22 protein-coding genes and 1 pseudogene are annotated in these 22,088 nt (G+C 67.2%); 13 read left to right on the forward strand and 10 right to left on the reverse strand.

The window, feature by feature from the left end:
• Positions 1–44: 44 nt before the first annotated feature.
• On the forward strand, positions 45–1,838 hold the full coding sequence (locus tag AC1RPL_RS07320) for an ABC transporter transmembrane domain-containing protein (RefSeq protein WP_493068588.1): 1,794 nt from the start codon (positions 45–47) through the stop codon (positions 1,836–1,838).
• Positions 1,838–2,134, forward strand: coding sequence for a DUF1294 domain-containing protein (locus tag AC1RPL_RS07325; RefSeq protein ID WP_493068589.1), 297 nt, complete (start codon positions 1,838–1,840; stop codon positions 2,132–2,134). The genes AC1RPL_RS07320 and AC1RPL_RS07325 overlap by 1 nt, the downstream gene beginning before the upstream one ends.
• A 41-nt stretch (positions 2,135–2,175) precedes the next feature.
• On the opposite strand, the gene AC1RPL_RS07330 is transcribed toward AC1RPL_RS07325, so the two are convergent.
• Both AC1RPL_RS07330 and AC1RPL_RS07335 read right to left on the reverse strand, forming a co-directional pair.
• On the reverse strand, positions 2,176–4,158 hold the full coding sequence (locus AC1RPL_RS07330; RefSeq protein ID WP_493068590.1) for a sensor histidine kinase: 1,983 nt from the start codon (positions 4,156–4,158) through the stop codon (positions 2,176–2,178).
• Positions 4,159–4,314: 156 nt separating this feature from the next.
• On the reverse strand, positions 4,315–4,740 hold the full coding sequence (locus tag AC1RPL_RS07335) for an organic hydroperoxide resistance protein (protein ID WP_493068591.1): 426 nt from the start codon (positions 4,738–4,740) through the stop codon (positions 4,315–4,317).
• Positions 4,741–4,875: 135 nt separating this feature from the next.
• On the opposite strand from AC1RPL_RS07335, the gene AC1RPL_RS07340 reads away from it, so the two are divergent.
• Both AC1RPL_RS07340 and AC1RPL_RS07345 read left to right on the forward strand, forming a co-directional pair.
• Positions 4,876–5,313, forward strand: a complete 438-nt coding sequence (locus AC1RPL_RS07340) for a MarR family winged helix-turn-helix transcriptional regulator (protein WP_493068592.1) — start codon at positions 4,876–4,878, stop codon at positions 5,311–5,313.
• A 337-nt stretch (positions 5,314–5,650) separates the two neighbouring features.
• Positions 5,651–6,820 (forward strand): saccharopine dehydrogenase family protein, encoded by a 1,170-nt coding sequence (locus AC1RPL_RS07345; RefSeq protein WP_493068593.1) that lies wholly within the window; start codon positions 5,651–5,653, stop codon positions 6,818–6,820.
• Here the strand turns inward: AC1RPL_RS07345 and AC1RPL_RS07350 are convergent.
• The 3 genes from AC1RPL_RS07350 to rnr all read right to left on the reverse strand — a co-directional run bounded on the left by AC1RPL_RS07350 (position 6,809) and on the right by rnr (position 9,843).
• A complete protein-coding gene (locus AC1RPL_RS07350; protein ID WP_493068594.1) occupies positions 6,809–7,123 on the reverse strand; it encodes a hypothetical protein in 315 nt (104 codons plus the stop codon). The two genes, AC1RPL_RS07345 and AC1RPL_RS07350, sit on opposite strands and share 12 nt — an antisense overlap.
• A complete protein-coding gene (locus tag AC1RPL_RS07355; RefSeq protein ID WP_493068595.1) occupies positions 7,120–7,536 on the reverse strand; it encodes a hypothetical protein in 417 nt (138 codons plus the stop codon). Before AC1RPL_RS07355 ends, AC1RPL_RS07350 begins: the two co-directional genes overlap by 4 nt.
• Positions 7,537–7,605: 69 nt before the next feature.
• A complete protein-coding gene (gene rnr / locus AC1RPL_RS07360) occupies positions 7,606–9,843 on the reverse strand; it encodes a ribonuclease R (RefSeq protein ID WP_493068596.1) in 2,238 nt (745 codons plus the stop codon).
• Between the two features lie 54 nt (positions 9,844–9,897).
• Here rnr and glpD point away from each other — a divergent pair, with 54 nt between their 5' ends.
• Together glpD and AC1RPL_RS07370 are read left to right on the forward strand one after the other, a co-directional pair.
• The gene (gene glpD, locus AC1RPL_RS07365) at positions 9,898–11,352 is read left to right on the forward strand and encodes a glycerol-3-phosphate dehydrogenase (RefSeq protein WP_493068597.1); all 1,455 of its coding nucleotides are present in this window, start codon (positions 9,898–9,900) and stop codon (positions 11,350–11,352) included.
• 66 nt (positions 11,353–11,418) lie between these two features.
• Entirely contained in the window at positions 11,419–11,751 is a 333-nt protein-coding gene (locus tag AC1RPL_RS07370) for a PilZ domain-containing protein (protein WP_493068598.1), read from the forward strand.
• Between the two features lie 176 nt (positions 11,752–11,927).
• Here AC1RPL_RS07370 and AC1RPL_RS07375 read toward each other — a convergent pair whose 3' ends face one another.
• The 3 genes from AC1RPL_RS07375 to AC1RPL_RS07385 form a co-directional block, all read right to left on the reverse strand.
• Positions 11,928–12,929, reverse strand: coding sequence for a pectinesterase family protein (locus AC1RPL_RS07375; RefSeq protein ID WP_493068599.1), 1,002 nt, complete (start codon positions 12,927–12,929; stop codon positions 11,928–11,930).
• Positions 12,926–13,528 (reverse strand): TIGR02466 family protein, encoded by a 603-nt coding sequence (locus AC1RPL_RS07380; RefSeq protein WP_493068600.1) that lies wholly within the window; start codon positions 13,526–13,528, stop codon positions 12,926–12,928. Before AC1RPL_RS07380 ends, AC1RPL_RS07375 begins: the two co-directional genes overlap by 4 nt.
• Positions 13,529–13,666: 138 nt before the next feature.
• Entirely contained in the window at positions 13,667–15,199 is a 1,533-nt protein-coding gene (locus AC1RPL_RS07385; protein ID WP_493068601.1) for an aminoacyl--tRNA ligase-related protein, read from the reverse strand.
• Positions 15,200–15,304: 105 nt separating this feature from the next.
• Between AC1RPL_RS07385 and AC1RPL_RS07390 the strand changes: the two genes are divergently transcribed.
• The 3 genes from AC1RPL_RS07390 (at position 15,305) to AC1RPL_RS07400 (ending at position 17,738) form a co-directional block, all read left to right on the forward strand.
• The gene (locus tag AC1RPL_RS07390; protein ID WP_493068602.1) at positions 15,305–16,102 is read left to right on the forward strand and encodes a hypothetical protein; all 798 of its coding nucleotides are present in this window, start codon (positions 15,305–15,307) and stop codon (positions 16,100–16,102) included.
• Between the two features lie 71 nt (positions 16,103–16,173).
• Positions 16,174–16,833, forward strand: coding sequence for a hypothetical protein (locus AC1RPL_RS07395; protein WP_493068603.1), 660 nt, complete (start codon positions 16,174–16,176; stop codon positions 16,831–16,833).
• Positions 16,830–17,738, forward strand: a complete 909-nt coding sequence (locus tag AC1RPL_RS07400; protein ID WP_493068604.1) for a DMT family transporter — start codon at positions 16,830–16,832, stop codon at positions 17,736–17,738. The genes AC1RPL_RS07395 and AC1RPL_RS07400 overlap by 4 nt, the downstream gene beginning before the upstream one ends.
• On the opposite strand, the gene AC1RPL_RS07405 is transcribed toward AC1RPL_RS07400, so the two are convergent.
• The gene (locus AC1RPL_RS07405) at positions 17,735–18,316 is read right to left on the reverse strand and encodes a DUF938 domain-containing protein (RefSeq protein ID WP_493068605.1); all 582 of its coding nucleotides are present in this window, start codon (positions 18,314–18,316) and stop codon (positions 17,735–17,737) included. The genes AC1RPL_RS07400 and AC1RPL_RS07405 overlap by 4 nt on opposite strands.
• Positions 18,313–18,831 carry a CcdC protein domain-containing protein gene (locus AC1RPL_RS07410; protein WP_493068606.1) on the reverse strand — a complete coding sequence of 173 codons (519 nt, stop codon included), beginning with the start codon at positions 18,829–18,831 and terminating at the stop codon, positions 18,313–18,315. The genes AC1RPL_RS07405 and AC1RPL_RS07410 overlap by 4 nt, the downstream gene beginning before the upstream one ends.
• Before the next feature lie 132 nt (positions 18,832–18,963).
• Between AC1RPL_RS07410 and AC1RPL_RS07415 the strand changes: the two genes are divergently transcribed.
• From AC1RPL_RS07415 to AC1RPL_RS07430, 4 genes and pseudogenes are all read left to right on the forward strand, one after another.
• A complete protein-coding gene (locus AC1RPL_RS07415; protein ID WP_493068607.1) occupies positions 18,964–19,437 on the forward strand; it encodes a methyltransferase family protein in 474 nt (157 codons plus the stop codon).
• 43 nt (positions 19,438–19,480) lie between these two features.
• Positions 19,481–19,810, forward strand: a pseudogene (locus AC1RPL_RS07420) (FRG domain-containing protein); the annotation flags it as partial.
• A gap of 472 nt (positions 19,811–20,282) precedes the next feature.
• The gene (locus AC1RPL_RS07425) at positions 20,283–21,314 is read left to right on the forward strand and encodes an aldo/keto reductase (protein ID WP_493069099.1); all 1,032 of its coding nucleotides are present in this window, start codon (positions 20,283–20,285) and stop codon (positions 21,312–21,314) included.
• A gap of 105 nt (positions 21,315–21,419) precedes the next feature.
• A complete protein-coding gene (locus tag AC1RPL_RS07430) occupies positions 21,420–22,088 on the forward strand; it encodes a hypothetical protein (RefSeq protein WP_493068608.1) in 669 nt (222 codons plus the stop codon).

Raw genomic sequence — 22,088 nt, forward strand, 5'->3', positions numbered from 1 at the left:
GTCCCGCCTTCCCCTCCCCCGCCAATCGCGCTAGTCCGCCGCGCATGGCCGAACCCGTCCCGCCTGCGCCCACGCTCGAAACGCCGCCGAAGCGCAAGCTTTCCAACCTGCTCGTGGTGTGGAGCTTCACCCGGCGCTACCCGCTCCAGCTGCTGATCGCGATCGTCGCGCTGATCGGTTCGTCGGTGATGACGCTGCTGATCCCGCGCACCTTCCAGGTCATCGTCGACCACGGCTTCGCGGCCGGCGCGGACACCAGCAAGATCGGCATCTATTTCGAGGGCCTGCTGCTCGTCGTACTGGCGCTCGCGCTGTTCACCGCGGTGCGCTTCTACTTCGTCTCCTGGCTGGCCGAGCGCACCGTGGCCGACCTGCGCGTCGCGGTGCACCGCAACCTGCTGCGACTGCCGCCCAAATGGTTCGAGGAGAACCGCCCGTCCGAAATCGCCTCGCGCCTCACCGCGGACACCGCGATCGTCGAGCAGGTCGTCGGCTCCACGGTCTCGATGGCGCTCCGCAACCTGCTCACCGGCGCAGGCGGCATCATCTACCTGTTCGCGCTCTCGCCCAAGATCGCCGCCTATCTCGTCATCGGCATCCCCATCACCATCCTGCCGATCGTCTGGCTGGGCAGCCGCGTCCGCCAGCTTTCCCGCAACAGCCAGGACCGCGTCGCCGATGTCGGCTCGATCGCCTCGGAGACGCTTGGCGCGATGCGCATCGTCCAGGCGTTCGGCCAGGAGCAGCGCGAGGGCGAGCGCTTCGAAGGCGCCGTCACCCGCACTTTCGAGGCCGGCAAGCGCCGCTTCGGCCTGCGCGCGGTCATGACCGCGATGGTGATCGGCGCGCTGTTCACCGCGATCGTGCTGATCGTCTGGGCCGCGGTGGCAGACGTCGCCGCGGGCCGCACCTCGGGCGGCTCGATCATGGCGTTCATCCTCACCGCGGGCCTCGTCACCGGCTCGTTCAGCACGCTGACCGAAGTCTATGGCGACCTGCTGCGCGCCTCGGGCGCCGCCAGCCGCCTCGCCGAGCTGCTCCAGGAGCAGCCGGACATCGCCGCCCCGGCCAACCCGGTCGCCCTGCCCCAGCCGCCCCAGGGCGCGCTCACCTTCGACAACGTCACCTTCCGCTACCCGACCCGACCCGAAGTGTCGGCGCTCAGCGACTTCTCGCTCGACGTCCGCCCCGGCGAGACGGTCGCGGTGGTCGGCCCCTCGGGCGCCGGCAAGTCGACGCTGTTCCAGCTGCTCCAGCGCTTCTACGATCCGGACAGCGGCGAGGTGCGCGTCGACGGCGTGCCGCTCAAGTCCGCCGACCCGGCCGAGATCCGCGCCCGCATGGCGATCGTCCCGCAGGACACGGTGATCTTCGGCGCAACCGCCCGCGACAACCTCCGCTACGGCGCCTGGGCCTCGAGCGACGAGCAGCTCTGGGCCGCGGCCGAGGCCGCCAACGCCGCCGAATTCCTGCGCGAACTGCCCCAGGGGCTCGACACCTTCCTCGGCGAAAGCGGCGCGCGCCTGTCGGGCGGCCAGCGCCAGCGCATCGCCATCGCCCGCGCGCTGCTGCGCGACGCGCCGATCCTCCTCCTCGACGAGGCCACCTCCGCGCTCGACGCCGAGAGCGAGCGCCTCGTCCAGGACGCGCTCGATCGGCTGATGGAGAACCGCACTACCCTCGTGATCGCCCACCGCCTCGCCACCGTGCGCGCCGCCGGGCGGATCATCGTGATGGACGACGGCCGCATCGTCGAGACCGGCACCCATGCCGAGCTGGTTGCCCAGGGCGGGCTCTACGCCAGGCTTGCATCGCTCCAGTTCCACGACGCGGGCTGATGCCGGCCGCGTTGCCGCCCGAGCTCTGGGCAGGCTGGCTCGCCTGGCTGCTTGCCGTCAATGCGTGGACGGTCCTGCGCTTCTGGCAGGACAAGCAACGCGCGATCGCGGGCGCGCGCCGCATCCCCGAGGCCCAGCTTCTCCAGCTTGCGCTGCTGGGCGGCACACCGGGCGCCTTCGCGGCGCGGCAACTCTTCCGTCACAAGACGCGCAAGCAGCCCTTCTCCACCTGGCTCTGGCTGATCGCCGTCGTGCAGATCGGCATCGCGATCGGACTTCTGGTCCCTCTCGGCTGAGACCGTCATCTCCCTCATTCCCTCCCTGCAAGGGAGGGAAATCAGACCGGCCGCTGCACCACACTCAGCTCCACCGCAGTCGGCGTCGCCGCGGGCAGGGTGAAGCGGAAGGTCGCGCCGCCCGAAATGCCGTTGACCGCGCTCATCGTGCCGCCATGCGCTTCGATGATGCGGCGCGAGATCGACAGGCCGATCCCCATCCCGGCCCCCGCCTTGGTCGAGGTGAACCGCTCGAACAGCTGGTCGAGGATCGGCTCGGGAACGCCCGGCCCGTCGTCGATGAACTGCAGCTCCACCCAGTCGGCATCGACCTGGCTGGCCGCGATCAGGATCTTGCCGCGCCCGCGCTCGCTCGTCCGGATCGCCTCCACGGCGTTGCGCAGCAGGTTCACCGCCACTTGCTGGAACTGGATGCGGTCGACGAACACCTGGACGTCGTCCGGCTCCACCGCCAGCTCGATATCGACATGATGTCCGCCGGTGCCGGCGCGCACGAGCTGAATGGCATCGTCGATCATCGGCATCAGCGGCTCGACACGCTTTTCGACGTCGCGGTGCTGGGCGAAGTCGCGCATCCGTCGGATGATCTCGCCGGCACGCGCGAGCTGGTTGCGCGCATGGCCGACCATCTCGGGCGCATTGGTGTCGTCGCCGCGCTGGTCGAGCAGATAGCCGACGGCGGAGAGATAGTTGATCGCCGCGGTCAGCGGCTGGTTCAGCTCATGCGCCAGGTCGGCGGCCAGTTCGCCCATCGCATTGTGGCGCGAGACATGCGCCAGCTGCGCGCCGAGCTTGGCGACATGCTGCTCGGCGGCAAGCTTATCGGACAGGTCGCGCGCGAACAGCGTGAAGCAGGTCGCGCCGTCGGTCCCGCGGAATGCCGCACCGCGCAATTCGAGCGGAAACCGTGTCCCGTCGGCGCGCACGCCTTCGCCGGTCAGCAGGAATTCGGGCTGCTCCTCCGCGAGCAGCCTGGCCAGCTTCGCCCCCTCCCGGTCGCCGAGATAGTCGGCCATCTCGCACCCCGGCCCGGTTTCGGGCGGCAGCCGCCACAGCCGGCCGGCGGCGGCGCTGAACTCCTTCGAGCGTCCCTCATGGTTGATGATGACCACGGCGTCGGGCACGCCGTCCAGGATGGAGCGCAGCTGCTCTTCGCGCAGACGCACCGCCTCGCCCTGCTTGCGCACGCTGCGCAACCCGATGATCAGCAGAAGCGTAACGATCAGGATGTTGCACGACACCACCAGGAACTGCGCCTCGTTGAGGCTCAGCAGGTCGCCGCCGACCGTGAAAAGGGCAAGCAGCGAGGGGAAAACGGGCAGCATGACGATCGCCGGCGAAAGGCGCCGAAACAGCCGGTATTCGAAGCCTATCTCGCCTTCCTGCCGCTCGTTCAGCACATGAAGCAGGAGCGCCACTGCCAGGGTCAGGTTGGGCAGCGCCGACATGCTCGATCGCCCGATGAATGCCGGCGCGAAGGCGGAGGGCAGCGTTATCCACATCATCGCCACTGTCAGCACGGTCAGGCCGATACTCGAGCTGGCGAGGATCACTGCGCCGGTTCGCAGCTTCGCCCTGCCGCTGGTGATCAGGAGGACGGCGATGCAATCGAGCAACAGCACGCTGGTGGCCCCGGTCCCAGGCACACCGTGGTTGAACACGCGCAACGCCTGTACCTGCTGCGCAAACAACAGCCGTCCCAGTGCGAAATCCACGCCGGCCGCATATTGCACCGCCAGCAACGCCAGCAGCACCAGGGGCACTGCGATCACCAGGTACACGGCCCGGTTGCGCCGCAGATGCGCCAGCAGCGCGCTGAGCGCGACCAGCAGGAACAGCGCCGTCGGGAGCGGCGCGATCGCGTAGTTCGGATTCCCCATGCCACGCAGCATGGGGATCGCAAATATCCATCCAACCAGGTTGAAGGCGGGAAGCGCTACCGAAAAGGCGAGCAGCCAGGTCGCCCAGCGATATGCCGCCGTACTCCCCCCGGTCTCCGCATTGTCCGCCCACGCGCTAGCCATCGCTTCCTTTCGCCGATCAGGCCGCAGGTTGCCCCCATGGCAATGCACTAAGCGCGTTTACCATGGTCCGCGTTCCTTCACGATTGCATAGATCAGCTGCCAGCCCGGAAAAATGCGGATGGCTCGCATTCTGCGGGCTGGCACTGGCTATGCACTTCAGGCGACGGTCAGCCCGACATCCACATTGTCGCGGGTGGCGTTCGAATAGGGGCAGATCTGGTGCGCAGCGGCGACCAGCTGCTCCGCCTCTGCGCGCTCGACGCCCGGCAAGTTCACTTCCAAGTCGGCGGTGATGCCGAACCCGCCGGCGGCGCGCGGGCCGATGCCCACGGTGGCGGTCACGCTCGTTTCGGCCGGCACCTTGATCTTCAGCTGCTGGCCGGCAACCTTCAGTGCGCCGATGAAGCAGGCCGAATAGCCCGCGGCGAACAGCTGCTCGGGATTGGTGCCTTCGCCACCGGCGCCGCCCAGTTCCTTCGGCGTCGAGAGCTTGGCGGTGAAGCGGCCATCCTCGCTGCGGGCTTCGCCATCGCGGCCGCCGGTGGACGTGGCGCGGGTGCTGTACAGGACGTTCACGGGCATGCTCGATCTCCATATCATATTGCGATATCTATTATCGCGATAACATTCTGCTAATGATCGTGCCGGGCCTTGTCCAGCAAAATATTTATCGCGATATAGATTCCGATGATATGGCTTCGGCCAAGGAGACAGATGATGCCTGCGGCCCTCCCCCTCGACGACCAGCTCTGCTTCTCGCTCTATGCGACCAGCATGGCGATCACCCGCGCCTACAAGCCGATGCTCGACCGGCTCGGCATCACCTATCCGCAATATCTCGTCCTCCACGCCTTGTGGGAGCAGGACGGCCGCACCGTCGGCGCGATCGCCGAGCGGCTGGCACTCGAATCGAGCACGATCACGCCGCTGGTGAAGCGGCTCGAGGCCGCCGGCTTCCTCAAGCGCGAGCGCAATCCCGCGGACGAGCGCCAGGTCCAGGTCCACCTCACCCCGCGCGGCGCCGAGATGCGCGAGGCTTGTGGCTGCCTCGCCGAGGAGCTGCTGGCGCGCTCGGGGATGGACGGCGCGGACCTGGGCGGGCTGAACCGCCAGGTGCAGGCGCTGTGGAATGCGTTGCGGGAAACACGGGGCTGATCCGCCGACCGTGGCACCCGACTGCCCGTACCACTCTCGTCACCCTGAACTTGTTTCAGGGTCCAACGCTCCACCGGCGATATCCCTCGCGGCGCCTTGGATGCGGACACGCGTTCAGCATGACGAAGGAGGAGCAGATAGTCGCCACATTGCGACGGGTCACCATACCCCCTCTTCCAAAATAGGATTTCCTCTGCTTCAGTGAGTCGTCCGCCCCAGAAGCTGTTTCGGGAGAAAGGCACCCCGCCGCTCTCCCGCACGCACAAAGGCGCGTATCAAGAGATTCAAGGAATCGTTCAACCAACTGGTTGAACGTCGAGGAGCAGGAACCGACAAGATGGCAGACCGCGAATTCGATATTATCGTCTACGGCGCCACCGGCTTTACCGGCCGCCTCGTCGCCGAGTATCTCGCCGGGCAGCATCCCGACCTGATATGGGCAATGGCGGGCCGCTCGCTGACCAAGCTCGAGCAAGTCCGCGACGAGATCGGCGCGTCGGCGGAAACGCCGTTGCTCACCGCCAATGCAGATGATCCCGCCAGCCTGACGGCGATGGCCGCCCGCGCCACGGTGGTGATCACCACGGTCGGCCCCTACCAGCTCTATGGCGAGGCGCTGCTCGGCGCCTGTGTCGAGACCGGCACCGCCTATGTCGACCTGTGCGGCGAGCCTGCCTGGATGGCGCAGATGATCCGCAAGTACGAAGCGGCTGCGAAGGCTGGCGGCGCGCGCATCGTCTTTTCCTGCGGCTTCGATTCGATCCCCTTCGATCTTGGCGTGTGGACCGCGCAGCAGGCAGCGATCGCGCGTTTCGGCGCGCCGGCGCCGCGGGTGAAGGGCCGGGTGCGGGCGATGAAGGGCACCTTCTCCGGCGGCACCTTCGCCAGCGGCAAGGCGACGATGGCCGCCGCGGCTCGGGATCCGGCGATCCTCAAGTTCATGGTCGATCCGTTCTCGCTCACCCCGGGGTTCGAAGGGCCGAAGCAGCCGAACGGCATGCTCCCTTATCATGACGAAGCCGTGGACGCCTGGGCCGCGCCCTTCATGATGGCGGTGATCAACACCAAGAACGTCCACCGCACCAATTTCCTGGCCGGCCAGCCCTATGGCGCGGACTTCCTGTATGACGAGATGCTGGTCGTCCCGGGCCTGGGCGAGATCGGCAAGGCGGCGGCGGAAGCGCTCGCCAAGGTCAATCCGATGGCGGCCGACAAGGGCCCGGCGCCGGGCGAGGGGCCGAGCAAGGAAGCGCGCGACACCGGCTATTACGACCTCGCCTTCGTCGCCGAGATGCCCGACGGCCGGCGCGTCACCGCCGTGGTGAAGGGCGACAAGGATCCGGGCTATGGCTCGACCAGCAAGATGATCGCCGAGAGCGCGCTCTGCCTGATCTTCGACGTGCCGCCCGAGGGCAAGGGCGGCATCTGGACCGCCGGCGCGCTGATGGCCGCGCCGCTGGTAAAGCGGCTCGAGGCCAGTGCCGGCCTCAGTTTCTCAGTAGAGTAGGAGGAGCAACCCGGCGACCAGCACGCAGGCGGCGATCACCAGCGGGACCGCGATGGCGCGAACGCGGTCCTGGTGCTTCTGCCAGGCGACGATGTCGAACCAGTAGCGGCCGGCGCCCGCCTCATGGATGACGCCACGGCGGAGCATGCGCTCGAACTGGGTCTTTTCGATCCGATGCTGGGGCAGATAGGGAACCGCCTCCTCGGGGGTCACCGCGTGCTGGGCAAAGAAATGCGCCCGGATCTTGCGCCGGGCCCGCACCGCCAGCGCTCCGATGGTGACGGGGACGTTGGAAGCGATCACTTGGGAGCAGCCGGATCAGCGGGCGGCGGAGGAGGGCATTTGGTGACGATCGGCCCCTTGAGCAGCTTGCCGCCATCAAGCGAGTCGACGCGCATCTTCACGCCGCTGGTGAAGAATTGCGGCGCGGTCGAGCAAAAGCCGCCGACCAGTGCGTCGGAGATAGCCTCGGCTGTCAGCCCGGTGCGCCAGTCCTTGGGGCCATCGACGAGGAGCACCAGCGTGTTCGCCTCCGAGGCAATCCCCTTGAGGACTATGCCGCCCTCGAACTTCTGGCCCACGGCGCCCTGCATGTTCTTGGCGAAGTCCGCCGCAGTCGACGGGTTCTGCGCAGCAGGTGCCGACGCAGTCTGCGCGGTGGCGGGCAGCATCGGCACGGCGGCGAGCGCCAGGGCAAGGATGACGGGCTTCAGCATGTGTCGTTTCCCCGACGGATGTGGAAACCAAAGCATAAAGCCCCGCCGTTTCGGGTCAATCGACGCAGATCAACGGCGCTTCCCATTGTGGCGGATATTTGCAGGCCGCCCGCGCCGCTTGATCGGGGTGGCCCGGCCCTTGGCCCGCTCGGGCCGGAAGCCCGAGGGTCCGGCCGAACCCTTGCCGTCGGGCAGTTCGAAACGCAGCGCGCCGGAGACCGGGTTCGCCTCCACCAGCCGCAGCTGGAGCCGCATGCCGATGGTGAATTCGTCGCCGCTCTGGTCGCCGACCAGCCGCTGCCCGGCTTCGTCGTAGCGGAAATATTCGGTGCCCAGGTCCCGTGCCGCGACCAGCCCGTCGCCGCCGACACCGTCCACCGTGGCAAAGAAGCCGAAGCTTTGCACCCCGGTGATCCGCGCCTCGAGGATCTCGCCGACATGATTGGCCAGATACGCCGCGACATAGCGGTCGATCGTCTCCCGCTCGGCCTCCATGGCGCGCCGTTCGAGACTGGAGATGCTCTCGCCGATCCGCTCCATCGTCGCCGCCTCGTCCTGCGTCAGCCCGCCAGGGCCAAGGTCATAGGCAGCAACAAGCGAGCGGTGGACGATCAGGTCGGCATAGCGGCGGATCGGCGAGGTGAAGTGCGCATAGCTGCCGAGCGACAGGCCGAAATGGCCATGGTTCGCCGGCCCGTACGACGCCTGCATCTGGCTGCGCAGCACCTGCTGCATCACCTGCTCACGGAAATCGCTCTCGCCCACCCGCTTGAGGATATGGTTGAAGGTCGCCGGCTTGATCACCTGCCCCAGCGCGAACTCGACGCCGAAGGTCTTGAGATACTCGCGGAGTGCCACGAGCTTCTCGCGCGCCGGCGGCTCGTGGATGCGGTACATCACCGGCGCCTTCTTGGCCTCCAGCGCCTTGGCCGCCGCGACGTTCGCCGCGATCATGTAATCCTCGATCAGCTTGTGCGCATCGAGCCGCTCGCGCGGCGCCACCGAGAGGATGCGACCCATCTCATCGAGCACGATACGCCGCTCGGGCAAGTCGAGGTCGAGCGGCTCGCGCTTGTCGCGGGCCTTGTTGAGCGCCCGCCAGCATTCCCAGAGCGGCTTCAGCGCCGTCTCGGTCAGCGGATGCTCGATCTTGCCGTCGATCGCCGCCTGCGCGTCCTCATAGGCGATGTTCGCCGCGATGCTGACCACGGCGCGGGAGAAACGCCAGGACTTCAGCTCGCCATGCTTGCCGATCTGGAGGTGGCAAGCGAGCGCCGCGCGGTCTTCGCCTTCCTTCAACGAGCAGACTTCGGCCGAGAGGATCTCGGGCAGCATCGGCACGACGCGGTCGGGGAAATAGACCGAGTTGCCGCGCTTGCGAGCCTCGCGGTCCAGTTCCGAGCCGGGTCGTACATAGAAGGATACGTCCGCGATCGCGACCACGGCCTTCCAGCCGCCGTCATTCTGCGGATCGTCGTCGGGCGCCGCCCAGACCGCGTCGTCATGGTCGCGCGCATCGGCGGGGTCGATCGCGACGATCGGCAAGTCGCGAAGGTCCTCACGCTTGCCGAGATCGAGCCGCGAGACGCGCTCGGCCTCCGCGATCAGCTCTTCGGAGAAGACATTGGGGATGCCATGCCGGTGGATCGCGATCAGCGAGAAGCTGCGCGGGGCGAAGGGATCGCCCAACAGCTCGACCACCTTGGTGGTGATCCGCGGCGCCCGGCCGCTCTTTTCGGCGAGCACCAGATCGCCCGGCTGCGCCCCGCCGGCGTCGGAGACCGGCCAGTTGCGCCGCTCCTTCTTCTCGACGCCCTGGAGCCAGAGCCGCCCGGCCTCTTCCTTGAGCACGCCGAGCATAAGCTCCTCGCCGCGGGCGAGCTTCTTCAGCGGGTGCGCGATCCAGCCCTGGCCGGCCTCCTCGGTGCGCGCCAGGATGCGGTCGCCTATGCCCAGCGCCGAGCGCTTGCCGCGCGGCTCGCGGACCCTGAGGCGCGGGACGGGCACGCCTTCGGCCTCCCAGTTCTCGGGCACCGCCCAGGTGGTGTCGCCATCGGCATCGGTGACGCGCAGCACGGTGACCTTCGGAATGCCGCCCATCTTGTGGAAGGCGCGTCCGGGGGCGACGTCGAGCAGCCCCTCGTCGCTCATGTCCTTGAGCAAGGCCTTGAGCAGAATCTTGTCCTGCCCATGCAACCCAAAGGCCTTGGCGATCTCGCGCTTGCCTGCCGGGGTATTGGAATTGGTGATGAATTCGAGAATCTGCTGCCGTGTGGGCAGTCCAGCTTTGATTTTGGTTTTTGCCATTGGCACCCAAGATAGGGATTTGCGGGCCGCCTGCCAACGCCGTACCTTGCCGCGGTGACATATGACCTGCTCATCGTCGGCGGCGGGATCAACGGGTGCGCAATCGCCCGGGAGGCGTCGCTGCTCGGCCTCAAGGTGCTGCTGGTCGAGAAGGACGACCTGGCCGGCCACACCAGCTCCGCCTCGACCAAGCTGATCCATGGCGGCCTCCGTTACTTGGAGACCTATGAATTCCGCCTGGTCCGCGAGGCGCTGCACGAGCGCGAGCGGCTGCTCGATGCCGCACCGCATCTGATCCGCCCGCTGACCTTCGTGCTGCCCCATGCCCATTCGGTGCGGCCTTGGTGGGTGGTGCGCCTGGGCCTGCACATCTACGACCTGCTCGCCGGCGGCACCTCGCTGCCGCGCTCGCGAGGGCTGCGCCGGGGCGACAAACCCTATACCGATCCGCTCAAGGGCACGCATAACGGCTTCGTCTATTCGGACTGCCGGGTGGATGATGCCCGCCTCACCCTCGCCAATGCGGTCGATGCCGCCGGGCACGGCGCCGAGATCGCAACGCGGACCGAGCTGCTGAGCGCCAAACGCGAAGGAGAGACCTGGCGCGCGGAGCTGTCAGACGGACGCACCGTCGAGGCGCGCGGGCTGGTCAATGCGGCCGGCCCCTGGGTGCGAGCCCTTCTCGACAAGCTGGCTATTGCTAATCATTCGCAGGTCCGACTGGTCAAGGGCAGCCACATCGTCGTCCCCAAGCTCTTCGACGGCGACCATGCCTATATCCTCCAGCAGCCCGACCGGCGGATCGTCTTCGCCATCCCCTATGAAGGCGAATTCACCGAGATCGGGACGACCGATATCCAGGTCGAACGACCCGAGGACGCGGTGTGCAGCGAGGACGAGAAGCTCTACCTGATCGAAGCGGTGAACCGCTATTTCACCCGGCAGATCACGTCCGAGGACGTGGTCTGGGCCTGGTCCGGCGTGCGGCCGCTGCACGATGACGGGGCCGCCAAGGCGCAGGCGGTGACGCGCGACTATGTGCTCGAGCTCGATCGAGACGGCCCGCCCCTTCTTTCGATCTTCGGCGGCAAGATCACCACGGCGCGGGCACTGGCCGAGGAGGCGCTGGCGAAGATCGGGCCGGTGCTAGGTGCCGATGTCGAGTCCGTCACCCGGGCACGCGTGTTCCCCGGCGGCGCCATCGCCAGTCTCGACAAATGGGTGGCGCAAGCCAAGGCGCGCTGGCCGTTCCTGGGCGATACGCGGGCCGAGCGGATGGCGCATGCCTATGGCTGCTGCCTGGGCGACATGCTGCGCGACGTGACCGATATCGGCGAGGATCTGGGTGCGGGCCTGACCGCCACCGAAATACGCTGGATGCGCGACCATGAATGGGCACGCACTGCCGAGGACGTGCTGTGGCGGCGCAGCAAGCTGGGGCTGCACGCGCCGTCGGATCTGGCGGCCAAGGTAGAGGCGGTGCTGGGCGAGACCAATCCCAGCCGTTAGCGCTAACGGCGCCTTAAGTCCTTCTTAAACCATCGCAAGGCAGGTTCGCCCCGGGGTGGAGAGAGAATGGCGACAAAATTCTCCCAGTATCGGGCCGTAACATCCGCGCATGTCGAGCAGCGCGCGGCGACGCGGCATCGTATCCTCGTCACGCGCGCCACCGTGACCAAGCGCGGTAACCGCCCGATCGAGGCGATGCTCCACGACCTTTCCGTCTATGGTTGCCGCCTGGCCTGCGCGACGCCGCATGGTGAGGGCGACAAGGTGTGGCTGGCCCTGCGCGGCGACCAACCCGTGCCCGCCACCGTGGTGTGGAACGACGGCGCGCATATCGGCTGCCGGTTCGACGATCCGATCGAGCGGAGCCTGGTACGGCAACTGACCTTGGTGATCTGCTGACGTCCTACGACGGCGCGCGATCCGCCGCGGAAAGCCACGAAAGCCTCGCTACCTAATGGCCGTTCAAAAAGGGCGACTGCGAATTGCACCCGGCGGAGCGCCGGGAGCAAGCCTCTTGCATGGCAAGCTCCTCGCTCCCAATCCCTCATCCCCGCGAAGGCGGGATGACAGTTTAGCTAGAACCCGATCACGTTCGCCCGCGTGAAGCGCTTTGCTTCCTCGGCAGTCAGCAGTTTGCGATCCTCGCCCGCCGGGCCCGCGCCCGGACCGCTATTCGCGAACTCCCACAGCCGCGCTTCGGGCGGCGTCAGGCGGCGCTGCTCGCCGTCCGGACCCTTGAACCCCATCCAGGTCCAGCCTTCGCGGCGAACATGCGCGTCCATCCAGCAGTGAAGGAACGCCGCCTGGCCGGTGAGCGCCATGTTGCCGCCCGCGCGCCAGGGGCGGCCGAGCCAGGTCGAGTTGGCGGGCACACCGGGCTCGCGCTTCAACTTGCAGCGCGAGAAAACGAGGCCGAATTCCTGCACGGCGGGCGTGCTGGGTGCAGCAAGATAGCCGAACCCCTCGGCATTGGGCACATAACGCGTGACGATCTCGCAGCCTTCGAACCAGGCCGCCGCGCCGCCGAAGATGAAGTCCACCCCGCCGACGATCCGCGTTTCGGTAACCAGCGTGCGGGTGTGGAGGTAGAAGGTGTCCTGATAGCCGAGCAGCACGCAGCGATCGATCGTGGTGCGGTCCGCCTCGCGGCCCACCGCCAGCGCGACGGCCTGGGCGCCATTGCCGGCGCTGTCCCGCCTGGCACCGATATAATCGAAGCTGTTGCGGATGGTGAGGCCGCGCAAGACCACGTTCGGCGCGGCGATGGTCAGCGTGCCAGATCCGCCGGTGCCCCAGGTGCCGCCCCCCGGCTTCGCGGTGCCTGCCGCGGTGCCATATTGGAGGATCGTGCCGGGGCTGCCCTGGATCGTCACGCCCGGCGCGCGGACGGTCAGCTTCTCGGTGAAGATGCCGGGCTTGAGCAGGATGCGATAAGGCCGCCCTGCCCGCTCCGCCTTGGCCAGCGCGGCGCCCAGCGTGCCGGTGGCGGGATCGACGATCGCATCCCAGGGCTCGCCGGCCCGCGCCGAGAGCGGCAGGGTGAGCGCACCGGCTAGGAAGGCGCGGCGGGCGGTCATCCCCAGCGATAGTTGAAGCTGATGCTGATCCGCTGCTCCTTGCCCGAGCCGGGCGGGACTTCGTGGCGCAGCCAGCTTTCCCAAAGCAGCACGGTGCCGGGCTCCGGGATGACCTCGAAGAAGCTCCGCAGTTCCTCGGGCGCATCCTCGCGGCGGGGCGGCGCCGCCATCATCATCGCGAGGCGCGGGTCCTCGAGCTTGAGGCCGCGCGACCCCTTGGGAAGTGCCACATAGAGCGTGCCCGAGACGACGCTGTGCGGATGGATATGCGCGCTGTGCCCGCCCTTGCCGTCGAGGACATTGACCCAGAGGCTGTCGAGCTTGAGCTTCTTGCCCCCGAGATCGAAGGCGCAGGCAGTGGCGAACTTCGCGACGTGCTTGTCGAGCACGCGCTTCAGGTCGGCGAAATTGGGGTCGCGGATGGGAAGATCGTTGAGCGACGCGTAGCTGGTGTAGCCGCGATAGTTGTGCTCGCGGCACCAGCGGCGGCCGGCGCTGTCGTCCTCGGCGAGCTGGAGGCAGGAATCCTCCAGCGCTTCTAGGAGATCGGAGTCGCCGAGCGGCTGCTCGTAGAGCGGGGTGGAAAAGAGGGTGCGCACGGTCGCGTGCTATCGCTGCAATTGGGCGGCGGGGCAAGCGCACCCCTTCTTCGTCATCCCGGCGAAAGCCGGGACCCAGAGCCACAAGCGGCGCGGCTGAGTAACCCTGGGCCCGGCTTTCGCCGGGGTGACGGTTGGTTAGTAGGCGCGAGCGACGAGGATACGCTCCACCGCCGGTGCGCCGGTGAAGATGCAGGTGCCGCTGGCCGGCGCGGCATCGTTGGGCACGTTGCGGAAAGTGAGCTTGAGCGCCTTCAGCCGCTCGACCACCTTGTCGAGATCGGCGCCGCTGGGCTTGGCCCATTCGACTTCGACCCAGCCCGGGAACTTGCCGGCCTTTTCGAAATATCCCTCGAGCCCAGCAAAGTCGGTCACGTCGCGGACGATGTTCGCCTGGGTGCGGGCGCTGGCCAGCTCGAACAGCGTCGCCTGCACCGCCTCCAGCGTCGCCACCGCGTCGCCGAGGAACACGTCACGCGCGATGATCGCCGAGTTGAGCTTGCCGTCCTCGCGGTACAGGTCGGTGCGGACGGTGACCGAGACGTTGCCCCCGGCCATGTCGCGACCGCCGACCTCGACGACGATCGGCGCGCCCTTCTTGATCCAGCCCCAGCGCTTGGTGACGGCCTTGATCGCCTTGAGGTCGAGCAGCGCGCGCACGGGCTCGCCGAACGCCGACAGCTTGGCGAGCTCGGCCTGGAGCGACTTGCAATAGTCGATCAGCGCGGCGTCCTCGTCATTGTCGCGCAGCATCGGTACGATGGCGATCTGCCAGGGCGCGAGGCGTGGCGGCACGCGCAGGCCGTCGTCATCGCCGTGCGTCATGATCAGGCCGCCGATCATCCGCGTCGACATGCCCCAGCTCGTCGTCTGCGCCAGCTCCTGCTCGCCGGCGCTGTTCTGGAACTTGATGTCCTGCGCCTTGCTGAACGTCGTGCCGAGGAAATGGCTGGTGGCCGCCTGGAGTGCCTTGCCGTCCTGCATCATCGCCTCGATGCTGTAGGTCGAGACGGCGCCGGGGAAGCGCTCATTCTCGGGCTTCTCGCCGGCGATGACGGGCATCGCGCCACATTCCTCGGCGAAGCTGCGATAGACTTCGAGCATCTTCATCGTCTCTTCGCGCGCTTCCGCGACGGATGCATGGGCAGTGTGCCCTTCCTGCCAGAGGAACTCGGCGGTACGCAGGAACATGCGGGTGCGCATCTCCCAGCGGACGACGTTCGCCCATTGGTTGATCAGCACGGGCAGGTCGCGCCACGACTGGACCCAGCGGCTGAACGCGGCGCCGATCACCGTCTCCGAAGTGGGACGCACGACCAGCGGCTCCTCGAGCTTCGCCTCGGGATCGGGGACGAGCTTGCCGTCCTTCTGGATCAACCGATGGTGGGTAACGACCGCCATCTCCTTGGCGAAGCCGTCGACATGCTCGGCTTCCTTCTCGAAGTACGAAAGCGGGATGAACAGCGGGAAGTAGCAATTCTCGTGGCCGGTCGCCTTGATGCGATCGTCGAGCAGGCGCTGGATGCGTTCCCAGATGCCATAGCCCCAAGGCCGGATGACCATGCAGCCGCGCACGCCGCTCTCCTCTGCCATGTCGGCTTCGGTGATGACGGTCTGGTACCATTGGGCGAAGTCGCCCTCGCGGGTGACGTTGAGTGCATGCTTGATCATGGCTGTGCCTCTAAATGCGTGGCCGGCACACCGCAAGCGAGCCGATGCCGCGGCTTGATTCCGCCGCTCGCCGCTGTTCTACTCCGCGCAGGGGGGATTTTTCACATGGATGACGGCGTAATTGCGCGCGAGGCGCCGCGTGGCGGATTGATCGGCGGCGTGGTCGTGGTGGTGATCGCATTGGCGGCGCTCGCGGGCGTGACCTGGTGGGGCCTGGGCCGACTGGAGCGTGCACGCACGCCCGAAGGCGTGGAGGAGATACTCCTCAAGGAACCGACCGTGGCGCCGCTCTACCGCGCGCTCAAGGAGAGCTATCCACAGGAGTTCCTGGTGCTGCGCGCCACGCTGTCGCAGCGGCTGCAGGCGGGTGCGAAGCGCGCCGAGATCGCCCAGGAGACGCGCAGCTGGATGCAGGGCTTTACCCATCGCCACTTGGCCGAGCTCGCCCAGGCGCCGCACGGCGACCTGGCGCTCTATCGCCAGCTCGAGATCGACCTGGCCGAAGCGCTCGAACGCGAGAACATCGCTGCCTGCGCGCATTTCGGCATGAGGAGCCTATCCCTGACCGACCAGCTCTCGCGCCCGGTGGAGATCCAGCTGGTCGATTTCGCCGCCCAGCAGATCAATGTCTCCGCAGCGGGGCGCGATCACCCGATGAAGCGCGTGATCCCGGCAGGCGAGATCGCCCGGCCCGATGCGATCGCGATGGTCCAGGCGATCCGCCGCGAGGGCATGAGCGAGGCGGAGTTCGACATATGGACCGACACGGCGAAGCTCAACCGCGCGACGCCGGCCCAGCAATGCGCGATCAACCGCTACATGCTGCGTGGGATCGATTCGCTGCCCGCCGCACAGGCCGATCGCATCACCGGCTGGCTGGCGGTCAGCAAGACCCGGCTGTAACGCGCACAAGGCGGTGTCCGCGGGTCTTGCTTGCGGCTATGCGGGCGGCGAGACGCAAGGGGATGTGAACGGTGCGACGGCGATGGGGTGCGATTGCGTTCGGCGCGGTGATCCTGGGCGTGCTGGCGATGTTCGTCGCGCAGATCAGCGGGATCGGCGCCAAGCCCGGGCTGACCAATCCGGCTTTCGTCGAGCGCCAGCTTCTCGCCGATCCGGTGGGCGGACCGCTCAACCGCACGATCCAGCGGACCTTCCCCGACGTGTTCGACGCGTTGAAGCAGGCGATCGTCAAGCGGGCGCGGGAAGGCGGGAGTCCGGGCACACTCCAGGAGGAGGCGGGCGCGTTCGTCTATGATGCGACGCGGCGGCACCGCAGCGCCCTGCCCCAGGCGCCGGCGGCGCAGTTGCGGACATACCTGAACGCCGAGATCGCGCTGGTCGAACGGCTGGCAGACTCGCCGGAACGCTGCGCGGCCTATTTCGCCGATCCAATGGACGATGCCGGCTGGTTTTCCCCCGACCTGCGCGAACGCTATCTCGCGCTGAACATCGCATTGTGGGAAGCGGCGGCCGCGGAACGAGACCATCCGGCGGGGCGGACGATCGCGCCGGCGGGAGCGAAGCCGGTTTCGTGCAGCGAGGGGCTTGAGGCGCTGAAGGCGGCCGCGGCGCTGCCGGCCGCGCAGTTCGAACAGGCCTATCCGCAGATGCTGGCCGCCGGGGCCCGATGACCGACGACCATGTCCTGAAGGGCATCCTCCTCCGCCTGTTCGCGATCGCCTGCCTTTCGACCATGTCGGCGTTGATCAAGCTGGCCGAGGCCCGCGGCGCCGGGCTGGTCGAGACGATGTTCCACCGCCAGCTCTGGGCAGTGCCGCTGGTCACCGCCTGGGTCGCAGCCGGCCCCGGCGGGCTGGGGTCGATCCGCACCCGGCGCTTCGGCGCGCATGTCTCGCGCACCGCGGTGGGGCTGACCGGCATGGTCTTCACCTTCGGCGCGGTGCTGATCCTGCCGCTGGCCGAGGCGACGACCTTCCAGTTCAGCGTGCCGATCTTCGCGACGATCCTGGGCGCGGTGCTGTTGAAGGAGCCGACCGGCTGGCATCGCTGGGGCGCGGTGATCGCGGGGTTCGTCGGCGTGCTGATCGTCGCCCAGCCGGGTAGCGCGCACATCCCGCCGTTCGGCGCGGTGGTGGGCCTGCTGGCGGCGCTGTTCGTCGCGATCGTAGCGATCCTGCTGCGCCAGATCGGCAAGACCGAGGCGACGGGAACGACGGTGTTCTGGTTCTCGGTGCTTTCCGTGCCGGTGCTGGCGATCCCCTATGCCTTCGCGTTCAAGGCGCATGATCCGCTGACCTGGGCGATCCTGGTGGGGATCGGGCTGATCGGCGGGGTGGGCCAGCTCGCGCTGACCGGATCGGTGCGCCACGCGCCGGTGAGCGCAGTGGTGCCGATGGACTATTCGAGCCTGATCTGGGGCACGCTCTATGGCTGGGCGATCTTCGGCATGTGGCCGAGCGCCTGGACCTGGCTCGGCGCGCCCATCATCATCGCGAGCGGGCTGTACATCGTGTGGCGCGAGCGCAAGCGCGGTGTGGGACCGGCAGTAACGGGTGCGGAGATGGAGCCGGTCTAGGCCCGCCGATACACCAGCATCAGGTTGTTCGCCGGCATCTCGACCAGCCGCTCCAGCGCGAGCCCGTGGGGCGCAGCGGCTTCGCTCACCGCCTCGACGAAGCGCAGGCCGAAGCGCGGGTCCTTGTCCTTGAGCCACAGCTCGAACTGCTCGTTCGACGGCGCGGTCTCGACGCCTTCGCGGCGATAGGGGCCATAGAGGATCAGCGGCGTGCCGGACGCCAGCGTCTCCCCCGCCCCGGCGAGCAGCCCGAGCGTCGCTTGCCACGGGCTGATATGCACCATATTGACGCACAGGATCGCGTCCGCTGCAGGAAAGTCACCGGCCGTCGCGTCGATCTCCAGCGGCGGGAGGACGTTCGCCAGACCGGCGCTCCAATCCACGATCGAGCCCAGCGCGGCCGGGTCGGGATCGCTCGGCTGCCAGATGATGCCTGCGAAGCGCTCCGCGAAGAAGGCGACATGCTCGCCGGTGCCGCTGGCGATCTCGAGCACGCGGCCGGAGACGGGCAGGACTTCGGCGAGCACTGCCGCGATCGGCTGGCGGTTGCGCTCGGTGGCGGGCGCATGGCGCTTCACGCGCCGCGCACTTCCTCGAGCAGCCTGCGGGCGCGCAGGAACATCTCGACGCGCTGCATCGTCAGCATGCCGAGCGCGAAGGCGATCAGCACGTCGGTCATCGCCATCACGTCGAAGTGGATGCCCGGAAGGCCGAGCGCTTCGGCGTTGCGCGCGCCGGTACGTACCAGCACGAGCACGATGATGAAGGCCATCGCGGCGAGCGAGCCCTTTTGCGAGATCTCGTGCGTATCGGGATCGACCTTGATGTGCATCATCCGGCCACGCTGCCAGCCGAGCGCCGCGCCGGCGAGCAACGCGGCAAACGCCGCTGCCAACGTCATCGGCGAAGGGGGAATGTTCCAGAACGTGATGCCGGCGATCACGACATAGAGCGCCGGCACGATCCACAGCCGCTCGATCTTGAGCGGCCGCTCGCGGGTGAGCCGGCGGAAGCGCAGCGCGAGCACGACCAGGATGATCGCGATCGGGATCAGGTTGAACAGTGGATTGGGATGGACGGCGTGGCCCTGCATCGAAAACTTTCCCCCGAAACAAGCAAGTGATATATACGAGTAATACAGATACTATGCCAGCCGAACTGGATGGCAAAGGCAAGAGGATTGCGCATGCGGCGACGCCGGTCCATCAGGACGCCCGGAGGCTTCATGGACATCGATCAGGATAGCGCAGGCGTGAAGTTCATGCCGCCGGCGGCCTTTGCGGGGACGCTGGTGGTGGGGCTGGCGCTGGGCCGGTTTCTGGGCAGCCCCGATCTTCCGCTCAGCCATTCGACCGAGCGCGGCATCGGCTGGCTCGCCGCGATCCTGGGCATCGGCATCGTCTTTTCGGCGATCGGCCTGTTCCGCGCGGCCGGCACCGATACCCAGCCCTGGAAGCGCACGACCGCGCTGGTCACCGACGGCGTCTATCGCTGGTCGCGCAACCCGATGTATTTCGGCATGGCGCTGGCCTATGCCGGCGTGGCGATCTGGCTCGACAGCCTGGTGACCCTGCTGTTGCTCATCCCCCTGGTCTTCGTGATCCAGCGCGAAGTGATCGAGCGCGAGGAAGCCTATCTCGCCGTCAAGTTCGGCGAACCCTATCTCAGCTACAAGGCCGCCGTGCGCCGCTGGATCTGAGCTACACTTGAAACAAGCGTGAGCTTGGTCAATCATCACGCCTATGAAGATCGCCCATTCAGCTAGCACGCTCGGCAAGAAGCGGCTGGATACCTGGCAAAATTTCCAGAATTGGATCGACGACCACAGCGATTCCGCTTGGGCGTTTCGAGGTTTGGGAGACACGGGTTTCAAGCTCGTGCCAACAGTGGGGCGGCTTGATCCCTACAATATCGCTCGAGAACGATCCGTGCTCGACGCGTTTCGCAGGCGCGTACCGCAATTCATTGATGACTCGAGCTTCGGCGCCTGGGATCATTTGGCCTTAGCCCAACATCATGGCCTACCCACTCGCTTGCTCGATTGGACTACCAACCCCTTGGTGGCGGCATTCTTCGCCACAACGGCGCTTCCTGGTTCGATAAGGCGCAGGGTTGGCGGCAAGCTCGTACCTGTGATCCCAAACCCGGAAAGCACCGACTGCCGAATCGTGGCGCGGCGCGTGCGGCAAGCCGAAGTCATAGATCCCAATGACGGCAAGGATCCGTTCGACGATATCGGCCTCGTGCGGTTCGTGCTGCCGCGTACGGTATCAAATAGGATAGCCGCTCAGAACGGATTGTTCAGCATCCATGCCAACCCCAACGAGCCTTGGGAAGCGCCCCTTGTCAGGGACAAGGATCTTTTCGACATACCCGGTGACATGCGGACCTTCTTCCAGCGGCGCCTGTTCTATCTGGGGGTGGATGCGCTATATGTGATGGGCGGCCTGGATGGAGAATTTTCCTGCACCGCGCCATTGCGGGCACCGGCGCGCGACCACATCTGCCGGGTCTCCTCTCCCCCTCGCTTTCCAGAGGTTTCCCATGCGCTACAACCAGCTCGGCCGTTCCGGCCTGATCGTCTCCGAACTCTGCCTAGGCACCATGACCTTTGGCGGCGAGGGCGGCATGTGGGGGCGGATCGGCCAGCTCCAGCAGGAAGAGGCCGATGCGCTGGTCAGGGCGGCGCTCGATGCCGGGATCAACTTCTTCGACACGGCCAATGTCTATGCCGAGGGCCGATCGGAGAAGATCCTGGGCCAAGCGCTGAAGAACCTGGGCGTGGCACGCGACGAAGTGGTGATCGCGACCAAGGTGCTCGGACGGATGCATGACGGCCCCAACGGCGCCGGCGCCTCGCGCGGGCACATCATGGCGCAGGTCGAGAAGAGCCTGGAGCGGCTCGGCACGGACTTCATCGATCTCTACCAGATCCACGGCTTCGACGCGGCGACGCCGATCGAGGAGACGCTCTACGCGCTCGACAGCCTCGTGCGGCGCGGTACCGTGCGGTATATCGGACTGTCCAACTGGGCAGCGTGGCAGGTGACGAAGGCGGTCGGCGTCGCGGCGGCCAGGAACTACACCTCGATCGCCTCTCTCCAGGCCTATTACACGATCGCCGGGCGCGACCTGGAGCGCGAAGTGATCCCCGCGATCGAGTCCGAGGGCGTCGGCCTGATGGTGTGGAGCCCGCTCGCCGGCGGCTTCCTGTCGGGCAAGTACACGCGCGATGGCGACGGCGAAGGCCGCCGCGCCGGCTTCGACTTCCCGCCGGTCGACAAGGAGCGCGGCTATGACGTAGTCGACGTGCTGCGCGAACTGGCCGAGGCCAAGGGCCGCTCGGTGGCGCAGCTCGCGCTGGGCTGGCTGCTGCATCAGAGGGCGGTATCGAGCGTGATCATCGGCGCCAAGCGGCCCGAGCAGCTGGCGGATAATCTCGGCGCAGTCGAGGTGGAATTTACGCCTGAGGAGCTGGCGACGCTCGATGCGGTGAGCAAGCTGCCGGCGGAATATCCGGGTTGGATGCTCGAGCGGCAGGGCGGCTATCGCGGCGGACCGAGCGAGCGGCGGTAGCACAGGCCGCGGCGGCTTCGGTCTCCCGACATCCGCGCTCGGAATGCGGATGAATCAGGGATGCGTCGTCTTGCCGATCCCGAACGCTCCGCTAGATGCGGTATCGTGCAAGACCCCGTTCCCGACACGCCCGCACCGGCGAATGCCGATCCCGAGGCCCAGGCTCGCGCCGCCGAATCCGCCGCCATCCGGCGGCGATGGATAACCTTGGGCGAGATCCTGGCGGTGCTTGCCGTCCTTATCCCGGGCCTGGCCCTGTGGAACAGCTGGAGCGAGCGGAGCGACACCAAGGCAGCGCAGGTCGCGGACGCACAGCGAGCCTCGGCGCGCACCGGCATGCTGGTGCTGGTCGCGGCCGATGCCGGCAAGCATGTGCTGACGCTGAAGACCGCGTCCACCGCCCAGTCGGTGCAGACCCAGAAGATCCTCTTCCCCACGGCGCTGCGCGCCGCGCCGGCGGAAACCACGGGCGAGCCGCGGATCGAGGCGGATTGGTTCGAGCACTCGCTCGAAAAGGCCCGGGAAGCCGCCGGGCTTCCGGACAACAGCCGCGGCGATGCGCGCCTGCCCGTCGTCATCGTGACGCGCTTCCTCGTTGACGGCGAGCCGCATGAGGATGTCGCGATCTACGATATCGGCTACACGATCAGTGGCCGTTTGCTGGGCGGCCACAGCGTTGCCCTGCGCGGCATTTCGCTCGTTTCCCGAACGAAAACCGCTTCCGCCCAAGCCCAGCTCGATGCCCGCTGGAAGCAGCTGCTCCCAGCCAAGTAA

The sequence above is a fragment of the Sphingomonas sp. GW821-FHT12D09 genome, assembly GCF_058807215.1.

What these genes read in the sequence shown, in the direction of transcription:
- AC1RPL_RS07390 (WP_493068602.1), top strand. Translation starts at nt 15,305, where the DNA reads ATGGATGACGGCGTAATTGCGCGCGAGGCGCCGCGTGGCGGATTGATC.
- AC1RPL_RS07320 (WP_493068588.1), top strand. Translation starts at nt 45, where the DNA reads ATGGCCGAACCCGTCCCGCCTGCGCCCACGCTCGAAACGCCGCCGAAG.
- AC1RPL_RS07415 (WP_493068607.1), top strand. Translation starts at nt 18,964, where the DNA reads ATGGACATCGATCAGGATAGCGCAGGCGTGAAGTTCATGCCGCCGGCG.
- AC1RPL_RS07370 (WP_493068598.1), top strand. Translation starts at nt 11,419, where the DNA reads ATGGCGACAAAATTCTCCCAGTATCGGGCCGTAACATCCGCGCATGTC.
- rnr (WP_493068596.1), bottom strand. Translation starts at nt 9,843, where the DNA reads ATGGCAAAAACCAAAATCAAAGCTGGACTGCCCACACGGCAGCAGATT.
- AC1RPL_RS07355 (WP_493068595.1), bottom strand. Translation starts at nt 7,536, where the DNA reads ATGCTGAAGCCCGTCATCCTTGCCCTGGCGCTCGCCGCCGTGCCGATG.
- AC1RPL_RS07330 (WP_493068590.1), bottom strand. Translation starts at nt 4,158, where the DNA reads ATGGCTAGCGCGTGGGCGGACAATGCGGAGACCGGGGGGAGTACGGCG.
- AC1RPL_RS07345 (WP_493068593.1), top strand. Translation starts at nt 5,651, where the DNA reads ATGGCAGACCGCGAATTCGATATTATCGTCTACGGCGCCACCGGCTTT.
- AC1RPL_RS07335 (WP_493068591.1), bottom strand. Translation starts at nt 4,740, where the DNA reads ATGCCCGTGAACGTCCTGTACAGCACCCGCGCCACGTCCACCGGCGGC.
- AC1RPL_RS07340 (WP_493068592.1), top strand. Translation starts at nt 4,876, where the DNA reads ATGCCTGCGGCCCTCCCCCTCGACGACCAGCTCTGCTTCTCGCTCTAT.
- AC1RPL_RS07375 (WP_493068599.1), bottom strand. Translation starts at nt 12,929, where the DNA reads ATGACCGCCCGCCGCGCCTTCCTAGCCGGTGCGCTCACCCTGCCGCTC.
- AC1RPL_RS07385 (WP_493068601.1), bottom strand. Translation starts at nt 15,199, where the DNA reads ATGATCAAGCATGCACTCAACGTCACCCGCGAGGGCGACTTCGCCCAA.
- AC1RPL_RS07410 (WP_493068606.1), bottom strand. Translation starts at nt 18,831, where the DNA reads ATGCAGGGCCACGCCGTCCATCCCAATCCACTGTTCAACCTGATCCCG.
- AC1RPL_RS07325 (WP_493068589.1), top strand. Translation starts at nt 1,838, where the DNA reads ATGCCGGCCGCGTTGCCGCCCGAGCTCTGGGCAGGCTGGCTCGCCTGG.
- AC1RPL_RS07400 (WP_493068604.1), top strand. Translation starts at nt 16,830, where the DNA reads ATGACCGACGACCATGTCCTGAAGGGCATCCTCCTCCGCCTGTTCGCG.
- AC1RPL_RS07425 (WP_493069099.1), top strand. Translation starts at nt 20,283, where the DNA reads ATGCGCTACAACCAGCTCGGCCGTTCCGGCCTGATCGTCTCCGAACTC.